Source organism: Sphingomonas rosea (assembly GCF_039538065.1).
Classification (GTDB): domain Bacteria; phylum Pseudomonadota; class Alphaproteobacteria; order Sphingomonadales; family Sphingomonadaceae; genus Sphingomicrobium; species Sphingomicrobium rosea.
In genome coordinates this window covers 1,365,749-1,387,198 of sequence record NZ_BAABBR010000001.1, presented here as the reverse complement: position 1 = coordinate 1,387,198, position 21,450 = coordinate 1,365,749, and the positions used below count along the sequence as shown (strand labels likewise).

Annotated in this window: 20 protein-coding genes and 1 tRNA gene; 14 read left to right on the top strand and 7 right to left on the bottom strand. The window is 69.4% G+C overall.

Features of this window, described 5'->3' with window-relative positions:
- Together ABD693_RS06930 and argS are read right to left on the bottom strand one after the other, a co-directional pair.
- Nucleotides 1-783 carry an SPOR domain-containing protein gene (locus tag ABD693_RS06930; RefSeq protein ID WP_344696287.1) on the bottom strand — a complete coding sequence of 261 codons (783 nt, stop codon included), beginning with the start codon at nt 781-783 and terminating at the stop codon, nt 1-3.
- 3 nt (nt 784-786) lie between these two features.
- Nucleotides 787-2,517, bottom strand: coding sequence for an arginine--tRNA ligase (gene argS, locus ABD693_RS06925; protein ID WP_344696286.1), 1,731 nt, complete (start codon nt 2,515-2,517; stop codon nt 787-789).
- 107 nt (nt 2,518-2,624) lie between these two features.
- Here argS and ABD693_RS06920 point away from each other — a divergent pair, with 107 nt between their 5' ends.
- The 3 genes from ABD693_RS06920 (at nt 2,625) to ABD693_RS06910 (ending at nt 5,249) form a co-directional block, all read left to right on the top strand.
- On the top strand, nt 2,625-3,989 hold the full coding sequence (locus ABD693_RS06920) for a M48 family metalloprotease (protein WP_425567264.1): 1,365 nt from the start codon (nt 2,625-2,627) through the stop codon (nt 3,987-3,989).
- Nucleotides 3,986-4,708, top strand: coding sequence for a DsbA family protein (locus ABD693_RS06915; protein ID WP_344696285.1), 723 nt, complete (start codon nt 3,986-3,988; stop codon nt 4,706-4,708). The genes ABD693_RS06920 and ABD693_RS06915 overlap by 4 nt, the downstream gene beginning before the upstream one ends.
- 88 nt (nt 4,709-4,796) lie before the next feature.
- Complete coding sequence (locus ABD693_RS06910) at nt 4,797-5,249, top strand: tRNA (cytidine(34)-2'-O)-methyltransferase (RefSeq protein WP_344696284.1); 453 nt, start codon at nt 4,797-4,799, stop codon at nt 5,247-5,249.
- On the opposite strand, the gene ABD693_RS06905 is transcribed toward ABD693_RS06910, so the two are convergent.
- Both ABD693_RS06905 and ABD693_RS06900 read right to left on the bottom strand, forming a co-directional pair.
- Nucleotides 5,246-6,379, bottom strand: coding sequence for a DUF1501 domain-containing protein (locus ABD693_RS06905; RefSeq protein ID WP_344696283.1), 1,134 nt, complete (start codon nt 6,377-6,379; stop codon nt 5,246-5,248). The genes ABD693_RS06910 and ABD693_RS06905 overlap by 4 nt on opposite strands.
- 5 nt (nt 6,380-6,384) lie before the next feature.
- Complete coding sequence (locus tag ABD693_RS06900) at nt 6,385-7,821, bottom strand: DUF1800 domain-containing protein (protein WP_344696282.1); 1,437 nt, start codon at nt 7,819-7,821, stop codon at nt 6,385-6,387.
- Nucleotides 7,822-7,915: 94 nt separating this feature from the next.
- On the opposite strand from ABD693_RS06900, the gene ABD693_RS06895 reads away from it, so the two are divergent.
- From ABD693_RS06895 to ABD693_RS06885, 3 genes are all read left to right on the top strand, one after another.
- Nucleotides 7,916-8,176, top strand: coding sequence for a hypothetical protein (locus ABD693_RS06895; RefSeq protein ID WP_344696281.1), 261 nt, complete (start codon nt 7,916-7,918; stop codon nt 8,174-8,176).
- Nucleotides 8,177-8,267: 91 nt separating this feature from the next.
- Nucleotides 8,268-9,191 (top strand): ABC transporter ATP-binding protein, encoded by a 924-nt coding sequence (locus tag ABD693_RS06890; RefSeq protein WP_344696280.1) that lies wholly within the window; start codon nt 8,268-8,270, stop codon nt 9,189-9,191.
- Nucleotides 9,188-10,678, top strand: a complete 1,491-nt coding sequence (locus ABD693_RS06885; RefSeq protein ID WP_344696279.1) for an ABC transporter permease — start codon at nt 9,188-9,190, stop codon at nt 10,676-10,678. Before ABD693_RS06890 ends, ABD693_RS06885 begins: the two co-directional genes overlap by 4 nt.
- A 128-nt stretch (nt 10,679-10,806) precedes the next feature.
- Here the strand turns inward: ABD693_RS06885 and ABD693_RS06880 are convergent, their stop codons facing one another.
- Together ABD693_RS06880 and ABD693_RS06875 are read right to left on the bottom strand one after the other, a co-directional pair.
- On the bottom strand, nt 10,807-11,463 hold the full coding sequence (locus ABD693_RS06880) for an RlmE family RNA methyltransferase (protein ID WP_344696278.1): 657 nt from the start codon (nt 11,461-11,463) through the stop codon (nt 10,807-10,809).
- On the bottom strand, nt 11,460-12,518 hold the full coding sequence (locus ABD693_RS06875) for a Ppx/GppA phosphatase family protein (protein WP_344696277.1): 1,059 nt from the start codon (nt 12,516-12,518) through the stop codon (nt 11,460-11,462). The genes ABD693_RS06880 and ABD693_RS06875 overlap by 4 nt, the downstream gene beginning before the upstream one ends.
- Nucleotides 12,519-12,686: 168 nt before the next feature.
- Here ABD693_RS06875 and ABD693_RS06870 point away from each other — a divergent pair.
- Together ABD693_RS06870 and ABD693_RS06865 are read left to right on the top strand one after the other, a co-directional pair.
- Nucleotides 12,687-12,760: transfer RNA gene (locus tag ABD693_RS06870), tRNA-Gln, on the top strand.
- Between the two features lie 164 nt (nt 12,761-12,924).
- Nucleotides 12,925-14,487: a peptide chain release factor 3 gene (locus ABD693_RS06865; RefSeq protein ID WP_344697589.1), complete on the top strand. Its 1,563-nt coding sequence runs from the start codon at nt 12,925-12,927 to the stop codon at nt 14,485-14,487.
- Between the two features lie 30 nt (nt 14,488-14,517).
- Here ABD693_RS06865 and ABD693_RS06860 read toward each other — a convergent pair whose 3' ends face one another.
- Nucleotides 14,518-15,447 carry a YciC family protein gene (locus ABD693_RS06860; RefSeq protein ID WP_344696276.1) on the bottom strand — a complete coding sequence of 310 codons (930 nt, stop codon included), beginning with the start codon at nt 15,445-15,447 and terminating at the stop codon, nt 14,518-14,520.
- Here ABD693_RS06860 and ABD693_RS06855 point away from each other — a divergent pair.
- From ABD693_RS06855 to ABD693_RS06830, 6 genes are read left to right on the top strand one after another with little or no spacing between them, the layout of a single operon-like run.
- A complete protein-coding gene (locus ABD693_RS06855; RefSeq protein ID WP_344696275.1) occupies nt 15,437-16,141 on the top strand; it encodes a DUF4129 domain-containing protein in 705 nt (234 codons plus the stop codon). The two genes, ABD693_RS06860 and ABD693_RS06855, sit on opposite strands and share 11 nt — an antisense overlap.
- Complete coding sequence (locus tag ABD693_RS06850) at nt 16,138-17,346, top strand: DUF4350 domain-containing protein (protein WP_344696273.1); 1,209 nt, start codon at nt 16,138-16,140, stop codon at nt 17,344-17,346. The genes ABD693_RS06855 and ABD693_RS06850 overlap by 4 nt, the downstream gene beginning before the upstream one ends.
- Nucleotides 17,343-18,299 (top strand): AAA family ATPase, encoded by a 957-nt coding sequence (locus ABD693_RS06845; protein ID WP_344696272.1) that lies wholly within the window; start codon nt 17,343-17,345, stop codon nt 18,297-18,299. Before ABD693_RS06850 ends, ABD693_RS06845 begins: the two co-directional genes overlap by 4 nt.
- Entirely contained in the window at nt 18,296-19,600 is a 1,305-nt protein-coding gene (locus tag ABD693_RS06840) for a DUF58 domain-containing protein (RefSeq protein ID WP_344696271.1), read from the top strand. The genes ABD693_RS06845 and ABD693_RS06840 overlap by 4 nt, the downstream gene beginning before the upstream one ends.
- The gene (locus ABD693_RS06835; RefSeq protein ID WP_344696270.1) at nt 19,597-20,595 is read left to right on the top strand and encodes a stage II sporulation protein M; all 999 of its coding nucleotides are present in this window, start codon (nt 19,597-19,599) and stop codon (nt 20,593-20,595) included. The genes ABD693_RS06840 and ABD693_RS06835 overlap by 4 nt, the downstream gene beginning before the upstream one ends.
- Complete coding sequence (locus ABD693_RS06830) at nt 20,595-21,449, top strand: RDD family protein (protein ID WP_344696269.1); 855 nt, start codon at nt 20,595-20,597, stop codon at nt 21,447-21,449. The genes ABD693_RS06835 and ABD693_RS06830 overlap by 1 nt, the downstream gene beginning before the upstream one ends.
- Nucleotide 21,450: the final 1 nt, after the last annotated feature.

The following is a 21,450-nucleotide window of genomic DNA, read 5'->3' as shown; positions in this document are numbered from 1 at the left end:
TCAGTACACTACCACGCAGCTCTGCCCCGCCTTTTCGAGCTGCTGGCATATGACTGCCGATTGCGCTTGAGAAGAGGTCCCGAGCTGCAGGCGGAACATTCGCGTCCGCCGGCCCCCGCCGAGCGACCGGACGTCGACCGTGTTCACCATCTTGGGTTTGGTCGCGAGATAGGGATAGCGCCGCGTGACCCGCCGCCAGGTCTCTTCGGCCTGCGCCCGCGTCGGGAAGGCGCCGAGCTGGACCACCCGTCCGCGATTGGGATTGGGATTGTAGATGACCACCGGGGCCGGCCCGGTGGCCGGCGGCGCAGCGATGACGGGATCGTCGGCCGGGAAGGTCGAGCGGCCGGTCGCCTCGCCCGCCTCGCTAGCAATGCCGGAGTCCACCTCGATCGAGCCCCGGGTCGCGCGCGGAGCCGGGCCCTCGCGCACCGGCCGCCGGGCGGCGGGCGTCGGCGCTGGCGGCGGGGCCACGACCGGCGCGGTCAGCGGCGTATTCTCGCTGAGTGCCGGCGCGGGCGAGGTCGGCGCGGGCGCACGATTGACCGGAACCGAGACCGGGCCCTCGGCGGGCAGTTCGGGCGCGGCGGCGTCACGCTGTGCGGTGCCGAGCCACCAGGCTCCGACCCCGACCGCGACGACCAGCAATGCGAGGAGCAGGTACCAGGGCCACATGCCCCGCCCCGCATTGCCCTTGGACGAGGTCGCGCGAGCCGCGGCGGACGGGCGGGCCGCGACGGGCTCGTCTTCCAACCAGGGCAGCCGCTCGCTCGTCAACCGCATCGCCTAACGCAACTCCTCCGCCGGCTCGACGCCCATGAGGTCCAGACCGTTCCCGATGACCCGCTGAATGGCGTCCGCGAGCGCCAGCCGCGCGGCACTCAGCCCCGGCTCGCCCTCGATCAGGAAACGCCGGCCGGGATCGTCGTTGCCGCGGTTCCACAAGGCGTGGAACGCCGCCGCAAGGTCATAGAGATAGAAAGCGATGCGGTGCGGCTCGTGCGCCAGCGCCGCGCTCTCGACCACCCGCGGATAATGGCTGGCGAGCCGGACGAGCCCGAGCTCCTCGGCGTCGAGCAGCCCGAGGTCCGCCGCGCTCGCATCGAGCCCGGCCTCGGCCGCCTTGCGCTTGAGGCTGGCGATCCGCGCATGCGCATATTGGACATAGAAGACCGGATTGTCCTTCGACGCCTCGACCACCTTGGCGAAGTCGAAGTCGAGCGGCGTGTCGGCGCGCTTGGTCAGCATGATGAAGCGCACGACGTCCTTGCCGACTTCGCGCACCACGTCGGCGAGCGTGACGAAATTGCCCGCCCGCTTGCTCATCTTCACCGGCTCGCCGGCGCGCAGCAGCTGGACCATCTGCACCAGCTTGACGTCGAGATCGACGCGCCCGTCGGTCAGCGCGGTCACCGCCGCCTTGATCCGCTTCACCGTCCCCGAATGGTCGGCGCCCCAGATGTTGACCAGATGATCGGCGCTCTCCGCTTTCTGCAGGTGATAGGCCGCGTCGGCGCCGAAATAGGTCCAGCTTCCGTCCGACTTCTTCATCGGTCGATCCTGGTCGTCGCCATATTGGGTCGAGCGGAACAGGGTCAGTTCGACCGGTTCCCACGCATCGTGCTCGTCGATGCTCTTGGGTCGCTCGAGGGCGCCTTCGTAGACCAGTCCCTTGGCGCGAAGCGTGTCGAGCGCGCGGTCTGGCGCGCCCGAAGCCTGCAATTCGGCTTCCGAGCTGAACTTGTCGTGATGCACGCCGAGCAGGCCGAGGTCGTGACGGATGAGCTCCATCATTGCCGCGACCGACCGCTCGCGGAACGCCGAGAGCCATTCAGCCTCGGGCTTGCCCACCCATTGCGAGCCATATTCGGCCGCGAGCAATGTGCCGACCGGCTTCAGATAATCGCCGGGATAAAGTCCCTCGGGGATCTCGCCGATGTTTTCGCCGAGCGCTTCGCGGTAGCGCAGGTGCGCCGAGCGGGCGAGCACGTCGACCTGGCCGCCGGCGTCGTTGACGTAATATTCCTTGGTGACGTCGAAGCCCACCGCCTCGAGGAGCCGGGCCAGCGCATCGCCGACCACCGCGCCGCGGCAATGGCCCATGTGCATCGGGCCCGTCGGATTGGTCGAAACATATTCGACATTGACCCGCTCGCCCGCGCCGATCTTCGACAGGCCGTAATTGCGCCCCTCCGCCGCGATCCGGCGCAGTTCCTCGCGCCACACATCGTCCGTCAGCCGGATGTTGATGAACCCCGGTCCCGCGATCTCGACCGCCTTGACGCCCGGAAGCTTCTCGAGCCCCGCGGTCAGCAGCCCGGCAAGCGCGCGCGGATTGGTCCCGGCGGGCTTGGCCAGCACCATCGCCGCGTTGGTCGCAAGGTCCCCGTGGCTGGCGTCGCGCGGCGGCTCCACCGTGACATTGCCGCGCGGCAGCTCGGGCGGCAGCGATCCTGCCGCGGCAAGCTCGTCCAGCAGCCGGTTCAGATGGTCGGTGAAGGTGGCGAAGATGCTCAAAGCGTTTGGCTATTCTATGATCTGTGTCAGGAAGGGACATGCCTTTACGCCAGACCAGCGGCCACAGTCACCCCCCGTTAAGCCGCCTGACCCGAGAGGACACAGCCATGCGACGCCCGACCCTGGCCATGCGCTGGCTGATGCTGGCCCTGTGCGCCGTCTTCGCCGCGGCCCAGCCCGCCGTCGCGCAGGAGATATTGCGCGACAGCGAGACCGAAAAGCTCTTCGCCGACATGTCGAAGCCGCTGATCCAGGCCGCCCAGCTCGACCCCAAGAACGTCAAGATCGTCCTCATCAACGATCCCGAGATCAACGCCTTCGTCGCCGGCGGGCAGGTCGTCTACATCCACACCGGCCTCATCACCGCGGCCGACAACGCCAATCAGGTCCAGGGCGTCATCGCCCACGAGCTCGGCCACGTCGCCGGCGGCCACGCGATCCGCGACGATGGCGCCAAGAAGGCGACCGGAATCTCGATCCTCAGCCTCGTCCTCGGCGGCCTCGCGATCGCGGCGGGCGCGGGCGAGGCGGGCATGGGCGCGATGGCGCTCGGCACGCAGGTCGCGCAAAGCGGCTACCTCTCCTTCACCCGCGCGCAGGAGACCAGCGCCGATCTCGCCGGCGCCTCCTACCTCACCAAGTCCGGCATCTCGGGCAAGGGGTCGATCGACTTCTTCAAGAAGCTCCAGAACCAGGAATACCGCCTCGCCATCTACGCGACCGACAGCTACGCCCGGACCCACCCCCTGTCGTCCGAGCGCATCGCCTCGCTGACCCAGATCTACAGCAAGGACCCGGCCTGGAACCGGCCGACCGACCCCGCGCTCGAAGCCCGCTTCCAGCGTGTCCGCGCCAAGCTGATCGGCTTCATCAGCGAGAAGCAGTCGGTGCTCCGGACCTACCCCGCGAGCGACACCAGCGTGCCGGCCCGATATGCCCGCGCCTACGCCTATCACCGCCTCGGCGAGGACGAGAAGGCGCTGGTCGAGGCGAACGCGCTCCTCGCCACCGCCCCCAAGGACCCCTTCTACCTCGAGCTGAAGGGCCAGCTCCTTCTCGAAAGCGGCAAGCCCGCCGCCGCCCTCGACCCCTTGCGCGAATCGGTTGCGGTCGCCCCCGACCAGCCGATGATCCAGGCGATGCTCGGCCACGCGCTGATCGCGACCGAGAAGAACGACCTCCTCCCCGAGGCCGAGAAGGTGCTCAAGGCCTCGATCGGCCGCGACAACGACCAGCCCTTCGCCTGGTACCAGCTCGGCACCATCTACGAGCGCAAGGGAGATCCCGCCCGCGCCGCGCTCGCCACCGCCGAGCGCTACAACCTCGAGGGCAATGCCAAGTTCGCGCTCGCCAGCGCCAATGCCGCGCTGCGCGGCATCCCGGCCGGAACCCCGGACTATCTTCGCGCGCAGGATATTGCGATGGTGTCGAAGAACGAGGTCGACCGGAAGAAGGGCAAGAAGGACAAGTGAGCGAGACGGCGGGGGTGAAGAGCTGGGGCGCCGCGCTGATCGGCGCCGCCGGCGGCGCGGTGGCGGCGGTGGCGCTGGCGATCGTCGCCTTGCAGAGCGGCTGGGCCGACCGGCTGGTCCGCCAGGCGATGCTCGACAATCCCACCATCCTGCTCGAGACCGCCGACGCGCTCCGCGACCAGCAGCACGCCCCCGTCATCGCCGCCAACCGTCAGGCGATCGAAACGCCCTTCGGCTCGTCGTGGCAGGGCGCCAAGGACGCCGACGTCACGCTGGTCGAATTCTACGATTATGCCTGCGGCTATTGCAAAGCCTCGCTCCCGGTCCTCGCCCAGCTCATCAAGGAAGACCCCAAGCTGCGCGTCGTCTACCGTGAATTCCCCGTCCTCGGGCCGGGCAGCGAAGCCGCCGCGCGCCTCGCGCTTGCCGCCAGCAAGGCCGGCAAGTTCATGACCTTCCACGACGCCATGTACGAGGCCGGGCGACCGAGCGAGGCGACGCTCGCCAAGGCCGCCGCCGCCGCCGGCCTTCCCGCCGCCATCCCCTCGAGCCCCGAGTTCGACGCCGAACTCCGCCGCAACTACGAGATCGCCGGCCAGCTCGGCGCCACGGGCACCCCGCTGTTCGTCGTCGGCAACCGGGTGATGAACGGCGCGGTCGGCTATGATGCGCTCAAGAAAGCCATCGCCGACGCCCGCGCGAAGAAGAACGAGAGCTAGTGACCGACGCGTTCGTGCTGAGCGAAGTCGAAGCACGTTTGCGCTAAGGCCCTTCGACTTCGCTCAGGACCAACGATAGAGGTCCCCCATGCGCCTCGCCCTCTACGAGCCCGAAATCGCCGGCAACGTCGGGGCCGTCCTCCGCCTCGGCGCCTGCATGGGCGTCGCGGTCGACCTGATCGAGCCGATGGGTTTTGCCTGGGACGACAAGCGCGTCCGCCGTACCGCGATGGACTATATCGATCACGTGGCCGTCACCCGTCACGCCGACTGGGCCGCCTTCCACGCCACAGTCGCCCCGTCGCGCCTGATCCTCTTCACCACCAAGGCGACCGCCTCGCCCTACGACTTCGCCTTCGAAGCGAACGATGTCCTGCTGTTCGGCAAGGAAAGCGCCGGGGTTCCCGACCATGTGGCGCAAGCGGCCGACGCGGGCCTCCGGATCCCGCTCCGGCCGCAGGTCCGCTCGCTCAACCTCGCCACCTCCGCTGCGCTCGCGCTCGGCGAGGCGCTCCGCCAGACGGGACTTCTCCCCGCCTAGGCGACCAGCAGCTTGGGAAGCGGCTTCGCGCCCGTCTCGGGAAAGAGTGTCGCCGCCAGTCGCGCCGGATCCTGCCCGAACTGCTGCGCCAGCGCGGTCGCGATCAGCGAATCGAGCGCGGTCGTCGGCTTCAAGTCCCGGTCCTCGTAGAGCGCCGCCTGGCTGAGGCCCGGCCAGTCGGCCACCACCTTGCCACCGCTGACCGCCCCGCCGAGCAGCCACGCGACCGAGCCCGTGCCATGATCGGTCCCCCCGGTCCCGTTCTCGCGTGCGGTCCGCCCGAACTCGGTCGCGACCAGCACCAGCGTGTTCGACCAGTCGGCGCCAAGGCCCTCGCGGAACGCGGCCAGCATCGCGTCCATGCCGGTCAGCTGCGCATTCAGCCGCCCTTTCTGCCCGCTATGCGTGTCCCAGCCGTCGGTCTCGACCATCCCGATGCGCGCGCCGTTCGGGCCCGCCATCATCTTGGCCGCGAGCGCGCCCGCTGCCGCCGCGCCCCGCGCCGAGGCGAGGTCGCCCGCCTGCGCCCGCGCCGACAGCGCCTGGTTCCACAGCGGCCCCAATTGCTTGTCGGCCTGGTAGAGGTCGCCGACCCGGATCAGCAGGTCCTGGCTCGCATCGGGCAGGTTCGACGGCGCGTAGCTCGCCACCTGAGCGGCGCCGCGCAGCGCCGGCGGCACGGTCGGCGAGAAAGCGATCGCCTTGGGATCGTCGGGCATGGTCGACACCAGCCGGTTCATCCATCCGTCGCGCAGCCGATAGGGGAGCGAGCCGCCCGTCTCGAGCACGTTCTGCCCGTCGAAATGCGACCGGTCGCGATAGGGCGAGGCGACCGCGTGGACGAACATCGCCTGCTTCGCCGCATAGAGCGCGGCGGTCTGCTTCAAGGCCGGGTGCAGCGTGAACATCCCGTCGAGCTTCGTGCCACCCTCGACGGCAAGCTGCGGCCGGAGCGCGGCCAGCCCCGGATCGCCGGTGGGCATCAGCGTCATCAGCCCGTCGGCCGCGCCGCGCTGGATCACGAACAGGAATCGCTTGTCGGTCGCCGCCTTGGCGAAGGCGAGCGTCGGCGCGAAGGTCGCGGCGGCCACGCCGGCGGCCGAACAGGTCAGGAAGGAACGGCGGTCCATGGGTCTTACCTCCGCAGGAATTCAGGGGAGACGAGCATCAGCGCGAGGCCAGTCGCCGGGCTTTCGGCGCGGCTGATCGCGGTCGCGGTCGCCGGCGTCAGCCGGGCGCCGAGCACCCTGGGCGCCACAACGCGCGCGTCGAGCCCGGACACAGCCCCCGCCATCCTTTGCGCCGCCTCGACCCGCCGCATCAGCGCGTCGGGCGCGGCCCAACTGGCCGCCACATCGTCGAACCCCGCGGGCGAGGTCGGTCGCCACACCGGCATGCCGAGCTCCTGCAGCATTCCCACCGCGCGCTGGCCGGGCGAGCGCTCGACGCCCAGCGCCCGCAAACTCGCCACCGACCATTCCCACGGATTGCGGAACTTGGGGCTCGCCGCGTCCCACGCCTCGGGCGAGGCGAGGAGCGCACGATAGACCGTCGGCAAATCGCCCCCGCTCTTGAGGAATGCCTGCTCCAGCCGGGTCACCATCGCGGGCGGCGGATCGTCGGCCGCGAAATGCCGGGCGAGCTTGGTCGCGACGTGCCGCGCGGTCGCCGGATGCACCGCCAGGTCCATCAGCACCGCCCGGCCCTGCTCCTCGCCGCCCTCGCCGTAGCGCTTGCCGAGGATCGTCCGGCTGCCCGGCTCGTGCAGCATGGCGGCAAAGGTGAAGTCGCCCTCCGCCCCGTCGATCGCCCGCCCGCGCCCGAGGCCCGCGATCGTCCATCCGGTCAGCGCGCGGGCGAATTCGGTGACGTCGGCCTGCGCGTAGCCGGTCCGCACGCCGAGCGTGTGCAGCTCCAGGATCTCGCGCGCGAGGTTCTCGTTCAGCCCGACGTCGCGCCCGCGCTGGCCTGCGCGCTGCCCGGCAACACTGTTCGGCCCGACCGACTGCGCCTGGTCGAGATAGAGCAACATCGCCGGATGCCGCTCGACCGCCATCAGCATGTCCGCGAACCGCCCCGTCAGGTGCGGCCGGATGGCCTCCATCTCGAGCAGGCCGGCATAGCCGATTGTCGTCGCCTTGGTCGCGCCGACCGCGAAATGGTTCGCCCAGAAATGCGCCAGCCGCTCGAGGAAGGGCTGCTCGGTCGTCAGCGCCGCCCCGATCCGCGCATCGACCAGCCGCAGGTAAAGCTCACGCTGCTCGCGCCGCGCCATCTGCAGCTCGTGCGGGCGCGGCGCCTTGGCCTCGGCCGCCGGCGTTATGGTCATCGTGCCCCCCGTCGGCATCGCCGCCGGCTGCATCGCCGCCTGCCCCTGCCGCGCATTCTGCCGTTCCTCGCGATAGGCGAGGAGCGCCGCCGCCGCATCGGCCCGGGTCGGAATGCCCGGTAGCCCCGCGAGCCGCTGCCCGACCTGCGCCTCGGCCCAGCCGCGCCCGTCGCTCCGCCCCGGCGACTGCCCCGATCGCGGCCCCAGCCCGAAGCGGTTCTCGGCAAAGATCAGGTCGTTCATCGGCATCGTCCCTGGCATGCAATCGGCGCGAGGCTGCGCCGCGCCACGTGAACGGACGCTTGCCAGCCTTGCCCCAGGCGCTACCCGCAAGCCGATGGACTTCGACGACCTCCTCGTGCGCTATTTCGCCACCACCGACCTCGCCGCCGTTTCGCCCGCGATGCTTGAGGCGGGCGTCGACCGGATGCTCGTCGACTTCGGGCTCGAGACCGACCGCGCCCGCCGCTTCGCCCTCTGGTCGCTGCTCTTCATGCTCGGCCACGCGCCCGATCTCGACGTCGCTTTCGCCGAGCCCGCCGACCGCGACGCCGCGCGCAACCTCATGGACCTCCTCGACCGCCACGCGGAAGACTGACGCCCGTCGTTCGACGAACGGCGGTCGCTTCGCCTTGACCCCCGCCGCCGGCTCGGCTCCCTAGGGCCACAAGCTGGGGGAGTAGGGCCACGTGGCCGATCACGCATTGCGTCTGACCAACGTCACCAAGACATTCGGCGACGTCACCGCCGTCGACGATCTCAGCTTCGCGGTCGGCGAGGGCGAGGTGTTCGGCTTCCTCGGCGGCAATGGCGCGGGCAAGACCACCTCGCTCCGCATGGTCCTCGACATCATCCGCCCGACGAGCGGCAGCATCTCGGTCCTCGGCCGCCAGCCCGGCCGCGAGAACAGCGCCCAGCTCGGCTTCCTTCCCGAGGAACGCGGCCTCTACCGCGCGATGACCGCGATCGACACCATCGTCTACTTCGGGCGCCTGAAGGGCATGACCGCCGCCGATGCGCGCCACGCCGGCCTCGCCCTCCTCGACCGCTTCGGTCTCGCCGCCAACGCCCGCTCGACCCTCGACAAGCTATCGAAGGGCATGGCGCAGAAGGTGCAGCTCGCCGCCGCGGTGGTGAACCGCCCGCGCCTGCTGATCCTCGACGAGCCCTTCTCGGGCCTCGACCCGGTCAACCAGGGCCTCCTCGAGGACGAGATCAAGCGCGCCGCGGCCGACGGCGCCACGGTCGTCTTCTCGACCCACGTCATGCAGCATGCCGAGCGCCTGTGCGAACGGCTCCTGCTCCTCGCCAAGGGGCAGAAGCGCTTCGAAGGCACCGTCGACGACGCCCGCCGCCTGCTTCCCGCGCAGCTCACGGTGGTCGCGCAAGCGCCGCTGACCGACATTCCCGGCGTCGCCGCGGCCGAGGAACGTGGCGCTGCCGGCGATGGCTGGCACGAATACAGGCTCACCCTCGCGCCCGGGGTCGAACCCGGCGACGTCCTCGACCGAGTCTCCGGCGCGGGCCGCCGCCTGCGCCGCTTCGACGAGCGCCAGCCCAGCCTCCACGACGTCTTCCTCCACATCGTCGGCGCGCAAGGAGCGCATTCGTGAACCAGATCCTGCTCGTCGCGGCGCGCGAATATCGCCAGATCACCCGGATGCGCAGCTTCTGGCTGACGCTGCTGATCCTGCCCCTCGCGTTCGGAATTGCGCCGCTCACGCAGAAGTTCATGAGCCCCGACCGGACCGACCGCGTCGTGCTCCTTGACGCCGGCGACGGAAGCTCGGCCGCGGCGGTCACGCAGCGTCTGCAGATCGACGACCAGCGCCGGGTGCTCAACGCGCTCGTGCGCTACGTCCAGCGCCACAAGATCGCGGTCGATCCGTCGGCGATCTATGCGCAGGGCGACCGCTGGTTCACCGACGCCGAGGTCGCGCGCTTCGTGGCGGACGGCGGCAAGGACGCGGCGATTGCTCGCCTCGCCGCCGCCAAGCCGAGCGGCGTCCCCGACTTCGACCCGCCGGAGCCCAATTACGCGCTCGTCGCTCCCCCCGCCGGCCTTGCCCGCGCGACCGGCCCCGCGCTCGACGCCGGGGTCGACCGGCTCCTCAACCCGGCCGACAAGAAGGCCGACCGCGCGGCTTACGTTCTTTACATTCCGGCCGACTTCACCGCGACCGGCGCGGTTCGGCTATGGACCGGAGGCCAGCCCTCGCCGCAACTGGTCGCGAGCGTCCAGGACGTTCTCACCCGCACCCTCCGCCAGCGGCTGCTCACCGATCGCGGGGTCGCGCCCGACGTCGCCGCGGCCGCCGCGACCGTCACCCCGGCCATCGCCGTCACCCAGCCCAAGCCCGGCGGCGGCGCCAAGGAAGCGATGCTGGTCCGCTCGATCCTGCCGCTCGCCGCCTCCTACATGCTGATGATGGCGCTGATGCTGTCGGGCAGCTGGATGCTCCAGAGCATGGTCGAGGAGCGGTCGAACAAGCTGCTCGAGACCGTGCTCGCGACCGTCAGCCCCGAGCAGCTCATGTACGGCAAGCTATTCGGCGTCGTCGCGGTCGGCCTGACCATGCTTGCCGCCTGGATCGGCTGCGGGATCGTCGCCGCCACCGCGACGCAAGGCGCGATCGCCGACTTCATCCGGCCCGCGCTTGCGCCCCTGACCTCGCCCGGCACGATCGCGGCGATGATCTACTTCTTCATCATGGGCTATATCTGCATCGCCATCTTCTTCCTCGCGATCGGCGCGATCAGCGATTCGATGAACGACGCGCAGGGCTATCTCATGCCCGTGATCCTGATGATCATCCTGCCGATCACCGTCCTCATCCAAGGCGTCATCAGCGGCGGCACCGGCATCGGCATTACCGTCCTCACCTGGATCCCGATCTGGACCCCCTTCGCGGTGCTCGCCCGCCTGGGCTCGGGGATCGCGGCCTGGGAGGTGATCGGCTCGGGGATTCTGCTCGCCGCCTTCGTCGCGCTCGAGCTGGTCCTCCTCGGTCGCCTGTTCCGCGCCAGCCTGCTCGCCACCGGCCAGCGCCCGGGTCTCGCGGAACTCGGCCGCCGCCTCAGCGGACGCGCGCCCGCCTGAGGCTTGCGCTGTAGGAGAAAAGATGCTGAACTAACCCGATAGGTTTGTTCTGGCTCTTTCTCAGCGGGGGTGAAGGCGGTCGAAAAACGACTCGCTTACCCTTGGACCTTCGAGACCTTGTTCAGGTTTCAGGCCGCGTCTGAGGTGCGTCCCTTGAAGCCCTGCGCGACGACATACCACTCGCTCGAGTCCTTGCGGCTCGCGGGCGGCTTGGCATGCTTCACCGTCGAGAAATGCTTCTTGAGCTCGGCCAGCAGCTGGTTGTCGGTCCCGCCGGCCAGCACCTTGGCGACATAGGCGCCGCCGGGCCTCAGCACGTCCTTGGCGAATTCGAGCCCCAGCTCGACCAGCCCCATGGTGCGCAGGTGGTCGGTCTGCGGATGGCCGACGGTGTTCGCCGCCATGTCCGAGAGCACGAGGTCCGCCGGCCCGCCGAGCGCTTCCTTGAGCCTCGCGTCGGCGTCCTCGTCGGTGAAGTCCATCTGGAGGATCGTCACCCCGTCGAGCGGGGCCACCTCGAGGAAATCGATCCCCGCGACCTTCGCCTTGGGCGCCTTCTTGCGTACCACCTGGCTCCACCCGCCGGGCGCGATTCCGAGGTCGACGACCGCGGTCACCCCGCGCAGCAGGCTGAACTTCTCGTCCAGCTCGATGAGCTTGTAGGCGGCGCGGCTGCGATAGCCTTCGGCCTTGGCCTTCTTGACATAGGGGTCGTTGAGCTGCCGCTGCAGCCACTTGGTCGACCCCACCTTGCGGCCCTTGGCGGTTTTGACTCGGGTATTCAAATGACGTGCCCATCCTTGGCCATGAGGCTGCGCAAGATCCCTTCGCGGATCCCGCGGTCGGCGATGCCGAGCTGTTCGGCCGGCCAGATGTCGAGGATCGCCTCGAGGATCGCGCAGCCCGCGACCACGAGGTCAGCCCGCTCCGCCCCGATGCAGGGCAGGCCTGAGCGCTCGGTGAAGTCCATTTCGGCGATCATGGTCGAAATGTCGCGCATCGCCCCGATCGGCACGTGCAACCCGTCGACCGCCCGCCGGTCGTAGCTCGGCAGCGCGAGATGGACCGAGGCGAGCGTCGTCACCGTGCCACTGGTCCCGAGCAGCCGGATATTCTCCTTGTTCTCGGGGAGCATCTCGGTGAACCGGGCAAAGGCATGCCGCGCCCGCTCGCGCATCCGGCTGTAGGCGGCGACCCGGTCCGGCCCCTCGAGCGCCTCGCGGCCTTCGCTTTCGGTCAGCGAGACGACGCCCCATGGCGCGCTCCACCAGGCCTTGATCCGCGGCGCCGCGTCCCCTTCGCCGGGCTCCACCAGCACCAGCTCGGTCGACCCACCGCCGATGTCGAAAATCAGCGCCGGCCCGTCGCCCGGCTCGAGCAGCTTGTGGCAGCCCAAGACCGCCAACCGCGCTTCTTCCTGCGGGGCGATGATCTCGAGCACGATCCCGGTTTCCTTGCGGACCCGCTCGATGAAGTGGCGGCCATTGGCGGCGCGGCGGCAGGCCTCGGTCGCGACCGAGCGCGCGATGCCCACCCGCCGCCGCCGCAGCTTGTCGGCGCAGACCCCAAGCGCCTCGACCGCGCGGTCCATCGCCGCGTCGGTCAGCCGTCCGCTCGTCGCCAGTCCCTCGCCCAGCCGCACGATCCGGCTGAACGCGTCGACCACGGTGAAGCCCTCGCCGGTCGGGCGCGCGATCAGGAGCCGGCAGTTGTTGGTGCCGAGGTCGATCGCCGCATAGCTCTGGTGCGAAGGAGCGGCGCCCGCGTCGGCGCGGGGCCTCGAATTTCGTTGTCCGGCCGGATGTCCCGGCATCGGCGCGCTCGGCTGGTGCGACGCCATCACTTCTTCCAATTACTGCACCGGTGCGGGCGATACCGACCGGCTGACTTGCCACCGGACTACGCCACTTTGCCAAACAAGCGCAAGTTCGGACCCGTGCCATTGACAGCGGCAAGCGCCCTTTCTAGGTGGCGCGCAGCCAACGGCTCCGTGCCGGGCGCATGCGATTGCCCGATCGTCTAATGGTAAGACTACGGACTCTGACTCCGTCAATCGTGGTTCGAATCCACGTCGGGCATCCATCCTCCGCAGCGCTGGCGGCCCCTCGCATGTCCCAGGAACGGCCCCGCGCCCCGCGGATGCCGATCACCCATCCGGCGTGTCCCGCGCCGCGCAGGAGCCGATGTTGACCCTCGATTCGTCCGTCCGCGAGAGCGACCCCGCCGGCACCGTCCCGTTCAGCCGGATGGAGCGGCGCACCTTCGCGATCATCTCGCACCCCGACGCCGGCAAGACCACGCTGACCGAAAGCCTGCTGCAGGCCGCCGGCGCGGTGCACGAGGCGGGCGAGGTCAAGGCACGCGGCGACCGCCGTCGGGCCCGCTCGGACTGGATGAAGATCGAGCAGCAGCGCGGCATCTCGGTGACAAGCTCGGTGATGACCTTCCAGCGCGGGGACATCCTGTTCAACCTGCTCGACACGCCCGGGCACCAGGACTTCTCCGAAGACACCTACCGGACGCTGACCGCGGTCGACTGCGCGATCATGGTGATCGACGCGGCCAAGGGCATCGAGCCGCAGACCCGCAAGCTGTTCGAGGTTTGCCGCCTTCGCAACGTCCCGATCGTCACCTTCGTCAACAAGGTCGACCGCGAGGGTTTGAGCCCCTTCGCACTCCTCGACGAGATCGCCGAAGTGCTCCAGCTCGATGTCAGCCCGCAGAATTGGCCGACCGGCATCGGCGGGCTGTTCCACGGCCTCTACGACCTGCGCCGTTCGGGGCTACTCGTCGCCGACCGGAGCGACGGCGTGGTGCCGGGCCGCTGGATTGCGACCGAGAGCATCGAGGACCCCGCGATCGACACCGCCATTCCCGTCGATGCGGCCGAGAGCCTGCGCGAGGACGGCGGGCTCGCGCTCGCTTCCTATCCGACGTTCGACCTCGAGGCGTTCCGCCAGGGCGACCTGACGCCCGTCATCTTCGGCAGCGCGCTCCGCGGCTTCGGGGTCGAGCAACTCCTCGACGTCCTTGCCGACGACGGCCCGCCACCCCAGCCGCAGCCCGCCCGCCCCGCCCCCGTGGACCCGGGCGAGTCGCGGCTCACCGGCTTCGTGTTCAAGGTCCAGGCCAACATGGACCCGAACCACCGCGACCGCGTCGCCTTCGTCCGCATCTGCTCGGGCAAGCTCGAACGCGGCATGAAGGTCACCAATACCCGGATCGGCAAGCCGATGGCGCTGCACAATCCGATCACCTTCTTCGCGCGTGACCGCGAACTCGCGCACGGCGCGGTCGCCGGGGACATCGTCGGCATTCCCAACCACGGCACGCTCCGGGTCGGCGACACGCTGACCGAAAAGGGCGACGTTACCTTCACCGGCCTGCCCGACTTCGCGCCCGAAATCCTCCGCCGCGTCCGCCTCGGCGACCCGCTCAAGGTCAAGCAGATGCGCCGCGGCCTGTCCGACCTTGCCGAGGAAGGCGTCATTCGCCTGTTCAAGCCGGCGCTCGGCTCGCAATGGATCGTGGGAGTGATCGGCGAGCTGCAGCTCGACGTGCTGCAGACGCGGCTCGACCAGGAATATGGGGTCGCGCTCGAATTCGAGCCCTCGCCCTACGAAGTCGCGCGCTGGATCAAGTCGGACGATCCCGCCCTGCTCAAGAAGCTGATGGAGACCCATCGCTCGAGCATGGCCGAGGACCAGGACGAGGTGCCCGTGCTGCTGATGCGCAACGGCTGGGAATTTGGCCGACTCCAGGAGGAGTGGCCGGGGATCACCTTCAGCGCGGTGCGCGAGCGGAGCTAGGAACTCCGCCCGGCACGCCGCGCGTCGGGCTCAGCTGAAGACCTGCTCGAGCTCGCCCGCGCCGCCGCCTTCCTTGGCGTCGCGCAGTTCGACGAACAAAGCGGGCTGGATCGTTGCCCAGAGCAGGCCGAAGAGCAGGCCGCTGATCGCCGAATAGACGATCAAGGTGATGGGAGGTCCGTTCGCGGAATCAACCATCGAGCTCACGCCGACGCCTGCGAGACCGACCACCGCCATCAGGATGATGGCGAGATAGAAGCTGACGATGATGACGGCGAGGAGGCCGAACACCTTCCAGCGATGACCGCGCGTCAGCTCGCGGCTGCGACCGAAAGCGCCGATGATGCCGGTGCGTTCCTCGACCAGCGCCGGGATGGCGACGGCCCACATGCAGACCAGCATGATCCCCGGGATGATCAGCAGCATGAAGCCGACGGCCACGGCGATGGTCCAGAGGATGTAGAAGAGCAGGATCCAAAGGGCAAAGCGCAACCCCTGCGACAGGCATTGGCCGAAGGTCGGTCGCCCACCTTCGTGCGCCACGACCAGGCCCCTGGTTATGGTCGCCTGCATCAGTCCGCTGAAGACGAGGCTTACGACGCCGAGGATGAACTGAAGCGCGACAACTCCCGTCGCGACGGAATTGTCGACGGTCTCGGCGCTCGACATCCGCATGAACGTCAGGAACTGCGACAAGATCGATGGCAGCGCACCGAACAGAAATGCCGATCCGAACGTAATCGCCGGATAGCGGAACGCGAACGAAAATGCTCGCGAGAAAATACGCCCGATGGAGACTGTTCCGTCCCCGCCGAGATCACGCGTCATGGTTGCCATGCCAGTAACTGCCCCCTGTTGTCTGGTAAACTTGCGAGGAAGTTCGGCCACTGTCCAGTCATAACGGCTTGCATGCGCCGTTTGCCCGCGCCATGCTTGGGCTCGTTCGGGGGTGAGCGTCATTAGTGCAGGGCGGCAAGGTGCGGCGCAGCCGTTCGACAAGGCGTGGGAGGCCCTGAAGGCCGACCGCTCCGTCCAGTTCGACCTCACGCCCGCGCCGCCCGAACCCAAGCCGCCCGAATGGATCGAGGCATTCGGTCGCTTCGTGCAGGCGGTGATGCGGCCGGTCGGTCGCTTCCTGCGCTGGCTGTTCGATTTCCTGCCCGACGCGCCTTACGCCCGGATCCTGCTCGGCGCGCTGCTCGTCGCCGGGCTGCTCATCATCATCTGGCTGATCGTCGAGCGGGTGCGGGCTGGCCACTGGCACCTGCCATGGCGGCACGAGGCCGAAGACGCGCCCGACATGGCGAACGCCGAACTCGCCTGGCTGCCCGACGAACAGCCTGTGCGAAGCTGGCTCGAGGAAGCCGATGTCCTCGCCCGGCAGGGCCGGTTCGCCGAAGCGGTGCACTGCCTGCTGCTGCGCTCGGTCGAGGACATGGCACGGCGGCGCCCCGACACGGTCCGTCCCGGCCTCACCAGCCGCGAACTGGCGGGAAGCGCCCTGCTGCCCGAGCGAGCCCGCGGCCTGTTCGCGCGACTGGCGCGGACGGTCGAGGCGAGCCTGTTCGGTGGCCGACCGGTCGCGGAGAACGGCTGGATCGAAGCGCGCGACGCTTATGCGAGCTTCGCCCTTCCCGAGACGTGGCGGCGATGAGTGCGCGGCTCGAGAAGGGCGACCACGGGCCGTTCCGGCAACGGGCGATGCTGCTGCTCGCCGGCCTCGGGATCGTCGCCTTCCTGCTGAGCCTCGTGCTCGGCGCCTATGCGCCCACCATGCGCAGCGGCAAGGACGGCGGTCCCCACGCCATGTCCAATGCCGCGGTCGGCTTCGGCGGGCTGTTCGAGCTGGCGAGCGCGACCGGCCGCGAGCCGCGCCTCGTCCGCGACGTGGGACAGCTGCGGGGCGAGGATCTGGTCGTGGTCTCGCCGCCCGACGGCGCGGTGCCGCTCGGCGACATTCTCAAGGTCCGGGGCCCGCGCGCGACACTGATCATTCTCCCCAAGTGGGAGGCGAAGCCCCGGGAGGCCCCCAAGGGCTGGGTTTCGGTCGACGAACTGATGGAAGCGGACCGGATCGAGAATGTCCTCGAACCGACCTTCAAGGTTGAGATCGCCCGGCGAAAGGGACAGCGCCTTCCGCTTCAGAGCCGTTCGCCGCTGGTGCAGGCGGTCAAAGGTCTGCGGGAGCCGGCGATCGTTCAGTCGATGAAGGGGCCCAAGATCACGCCGATCCTCGTTGACGGTCAGGGTGAGACCGTGCTCGGCAAGATGGGCAAGGGCAGCCTCTATCTCCTCGCTGATCCCGACCTCCTCAACAATCACGGCCTCGCCGATCGCGATCAGGCGGCCGCGGCGCTGCGCCTGCTCGACCAGCTCAACAGCACCGATGCCGAGGCCATTCTGTTCGACCTGACCGCCAACGGCTTCGGCGGCACCCGCAATCCGCTGCAGCTTCTGTTCGGCCCGCCGTTCCTGGGCGTGACCCTCGTGATCCTCGCCGCGCTGGTGCTGGCCGGGTGGCAGGCGCTCGTCCGCTTCGGTGCGCCGCGGCTGCCGGTCCGGGCGATCGGCTTCGGCAAGGCCGCGCTGGTCGAGAACAGCGCTGCGTTGATCCGCAAGGCCGGACGCGAGGCGGGGCTTGGCCCGCGCTACGCCGACCTCATCCGCGAGCAGGCGGCCGCGCTGTTCCACCTGCCGGGCCAGCTCACGCCCCACGAAATCGACGAGACGCTCGACCGGCTGCGGCCCGAACGACCCTTTTCGTCGCTCGCCGGGGCCATCGCCTCGGCCCGAACCCGACATGAACTCACCGCGGCAGCGCGCGCGCTCAACCGCTGGCTCCAGGAGGCAAGGACGTGAATTTCGCCGATGTACAGAATCTGGCCGAGGCCATCCGCCGAGAAATCGGCAAGGCGGTCGTGGGCCAGGAGGCGACGGTCGACCTCATGCTGGTCGCGCTCTTCGCCCGCGGGCACATCCTCCTCGAGGGGCCGCCGGGCACCGCCAAGACGCTGATCGCGCAGTGCTTCGCCCGCGCCATCGGGGTCGATTACGGCCGCATCCAGTTCACGCCCGACCTGATGCCGAGCGACATCGTCGGCGCGAACCTGTTCAACTTCCAGACCTCGACCTTCACACTGACCCGCGGTGCGATCTTCACCGACCTGCTGCTCGCGGACGAGATCAACCGCACCCCGCCCAAGACCCAGGCCGCATTGCTCGAGGCGATGCAGGAGCGGCAGGTCACGATCGACGGCGAGACCCATTCGCTCGGCGATCATTTCCTCGTCGTCGCGACCCAGAACCCGATCGAGCAGCAGGGCGTCTATCCGCTCCCCGAGGCGCAGCTCGACCGCTTCCTGTTCAAGCATCTGGTTGATTATCCGAGTGCCGAGGAAGAGCGGCGGATCATCGCCAGCCACGGCAGCCGCCCGCGGGCGATGGAGCCCGCCGATTGGGGCGTGGCCGCGGTCGCCGACAAGGCGCAGCTCCTGGCCGCGACCGAGGCGGTGGCGAATGTCCGGCTGGTCGACGAGGTGGTCGATTATGTCGCGGCGCTGATCCGCGGGACGCGCCAGGCGCCGGACCTCCAGTCGGGCGCCTCGCCGCGCGCCGGCGCGATGCTCGCCGGGGCGGCCCGCGCCCGCGCCGCGCTCGACGGCCGCGACTTTGTCATCCCCGACGACGTCAAGGTGCTCGCCCCCTCGGTGCTCCGCCACCGCGTGCTGCTGTCGCCCTCGGCCGAGATCAACGGCCGCCGGGTCGAGGACGTGGTCACGGGGATCATCGACGAGATCGAGGCGCCGCGTTGATCTATCCGACGCGCCGGGCGGTCCTGCTCGCGGCGGGAGGTGCGCTGGCGGCGCTGCTCGTCGCCGCGCTGGCCGCCGAGCGCTGGTACCTGGCGCTCGCCTGGCCGCTCGCCATCGCCATCCTCATCGCGGTCGATGCCCGCCGTGCCGGCAGCAAGGCCGCGCTCGACGTCGCGGTGCCGCGGAGCGCTTTCGTCGGCGAGACCCGCGATGCGACCATTGCCCTCCAGCTCAGCTCGGGGGCGCCGAATGCCGAAGTGGCCTTCGACCGGTCGCCGCTGGTCGACATGGCCAATGAGGGCCGGGCCGGCGTGACGCTCTCGCCCGAAGGTGGCCGCACGACCCTCGCCATGACCATGCTGCGGCGCGGGGCGGCGCGGTTCGAGACGCTGTGGCTGCGCTGGCCAGGGCCGCTCGGGCTGGTCTGGCGCCAGCGCGAGATCGCGCGCGGCGACACCGTCCACATCCTGCCCGACCTGCGCCCCACCGAGCGGCACGGCGTCCGCCTGTTCGAGCGCTTCGCGACCGAGGGCGCGCTCAAGCAATTGCTGCGCGGCGAGGGCAGCGATTTCGACGCGATGGTCGAATTCCGCACCGGCATGGACCGTCGCTCGATCGACTGGAAGAGCAGCGCCCGGGCGACAAAGCTCCTCGCCCGGGTCTATCACGGCGAGAAAAATAACCAGATCTGCTTCGCGCTCGACTGCGGCCGCCAGATGTCGGAGCCGGTCGCGGGCGTCGCCAGGATCGACCGGATGATCTCGGCGGTGCTGCTGACCGGCTGGCTGGCGCTGCGCGTCGGCGACCGGGTCTCGGTCAGCGCCTTCGACAGCCGCCCGCGAGTGAGCAGCGGCTTCTTCGCCGGCGCCAGCGCCTTCGCCAACCTCCAGCGCCTCGCCGCCGGGGTCGACTATGGCACCGACGAGACCAACTACACCTTCGCGCTGACCGAGCTGAACGCCCGGCTCCATCGCCGCTCGCTGATCATCCTCTTCACCGAGGTCACCGACCGGATTGCCGCGCGCTTCCTGCTGACGACGCTCCGGCTCCTGATCAGAACGCACCTCGTGCTCGTCGTCATGCTTCGCGACGAGGAACTCGAAAGCATGGCGACGGCCGAGCCCGCCGACGCCGATGCCGTCACCCGCGCGATCACCGCCGCTTCGCTGCTGCGCGAGCGGCAGGAAGTTGTCGCCGAACTTCGGCGCCTCGGGGTCGACGTGCTCGAGACTCCTTATGACGAGGTCGCCCCGCGGATCGCCGAGGCCTATCTCCAGATCAAGCGGCGGGACCGGCTGTGAGCGGCGCGCTGGTCAACGCCACCCGCTTCCGGGTCGAACATTCGGCCGACTGGGAGAAGCTCGACTCGCTCGTCGAGCGGCTCGAAAAGAAATCGCTTCGGGCGCTCAGCGACGACGACATGCTCGAACTGCCGCGGCTCTACCGGACGACGCTCTCCTCGCTGGCCATGGCGCGCGACACCTCGCTCGACCGTGCGCTTCTCTCCTATCTCGAGCAGTTGAGCACGCGCGCCTATTTCCAGATCTACGGGGTGCAGACTTCGCCATGGCGGCAGGTCACGCATTTCTTCGCCGTCGGCTGGCCGGCCGCAATCCGTGCGCTGTGGCGCGAACTCGCCTTCTGCGCGGCGCTGACCATCGCCGCCGGAATTGCCGCCTTCTTCCTCGTGCGCGGCGATCCCGAATGGTTCTATGGGATCATCCCGGCCGGTCTCGCGCAGGGCCGCGATCCGTCGGCGAGCGTGGGTGCATTGCGCGCCACGCTCTACGACGGCGGCGACGGGCCGCTCGCCCTGTTCGCGACCTTCCTCTTCACGCACAATGCGCAGATCGCGATCTTCTCCTTCGCGCTGGGCTTCGCGCTGGCGGTGCCGACCATCCTTCTGATCGGCTACAACGGGCTGATGCTCGGCGCGATCTTCGCGGTGTTCGAAGCCAAGGGCCTCGGCCCCAATTTCGCGGCCTGGCTGATGATCCACGGCACCACCGAACTGCTCGCCATCTGCGTCGCGGGCGCGGCGGGAATGAAGATCGGAATGGCGCTCGCTTTTCCCGGCGCGCTCACCCGCATGGACGCGACCATCGCCGCAGGCCGCGTCGCCGCCACCGCCATGCTCGGTGCGGTGGTGATGCTGGCGGTCGCCGGCCTGCTAGAGGGGATCGGCCGGCAGACGATCAACGACGACTGGCTCCGCGCCCTGATCGGCGGCGTCGCGCTCGCCGGATGGCTGATCTACTTCTTCTGGTCCGCCCGGCGGCGGCGCGGGGCCGAGTGATGGCGAGGAGCCGCAAACCCCGCGACCTCCACCGCCCCTTCGTCACGCCCGAGGGCGTCGACCTCCGGCTCGAGCTCGCCTCGGCCGGCGCCCGGGCCACGGCCTTCGCGATCGACGCGATCCTGCTTTTAGTAATCCTCGGGCTCGCGACCGCCCTGCTCGCCTTTCTGGCGGCTGGCAGTGGCATGTTGCAGGGCGTGGGCATCATCTGGCTGGTCGGCTTCTTCCTCCTCCGGAACTTCTGGTTCAGCCTGTTCGAGATGGGCCGGCGCGGCGCGACCCCGGGCAAGCGGCTGGTCGGGCTTCGGGTCGTGGCGCGCGACGGCAACCGCCTGACCGGAGCGGCCGTGGTGGCACGCAACGCCATGCGCGAGATCGAGGTGTTCCTCCCCCTCTCCTTCCTCTTCGCCCAGTCCGCGCAGGGGCTCGCCAACACCTTCCTGACCGTCTTCGCCCTGGCGTGGAGCGGGATCTTCCTCTTCTTTCCTCTCTTCAACCGAGACCGGCTGCGGGTCGGCGACCTCGTCGCGGGAACGTGGGTCGTGGAGGTACGCAAGGCCGCCTTGTCCTATGACCTCGTCGGCGAAACGCGCCGCGTGTCGCGCCATTTCCCCGAGGAGGCGCTTGGCGCCTACGGCATCTACGAGCTGCAGCGGCTCGAGCAGGTGCTCAGGGCCGAGCAACCGGTGGCGGTCGCCGCGGTCGCGCGCACCATCCGCGACAAGTTCGGCATTCCCGACGACCGTGACGATTACGGCTTCCTGTCGGACTTCTACGCCGCGCTTTGCGCCCGGCTCGAGCAGGGCATGATCTTCGGTCGCAAGCGCGAGTCCAAGAACCAGGCCGCCGCCTGAC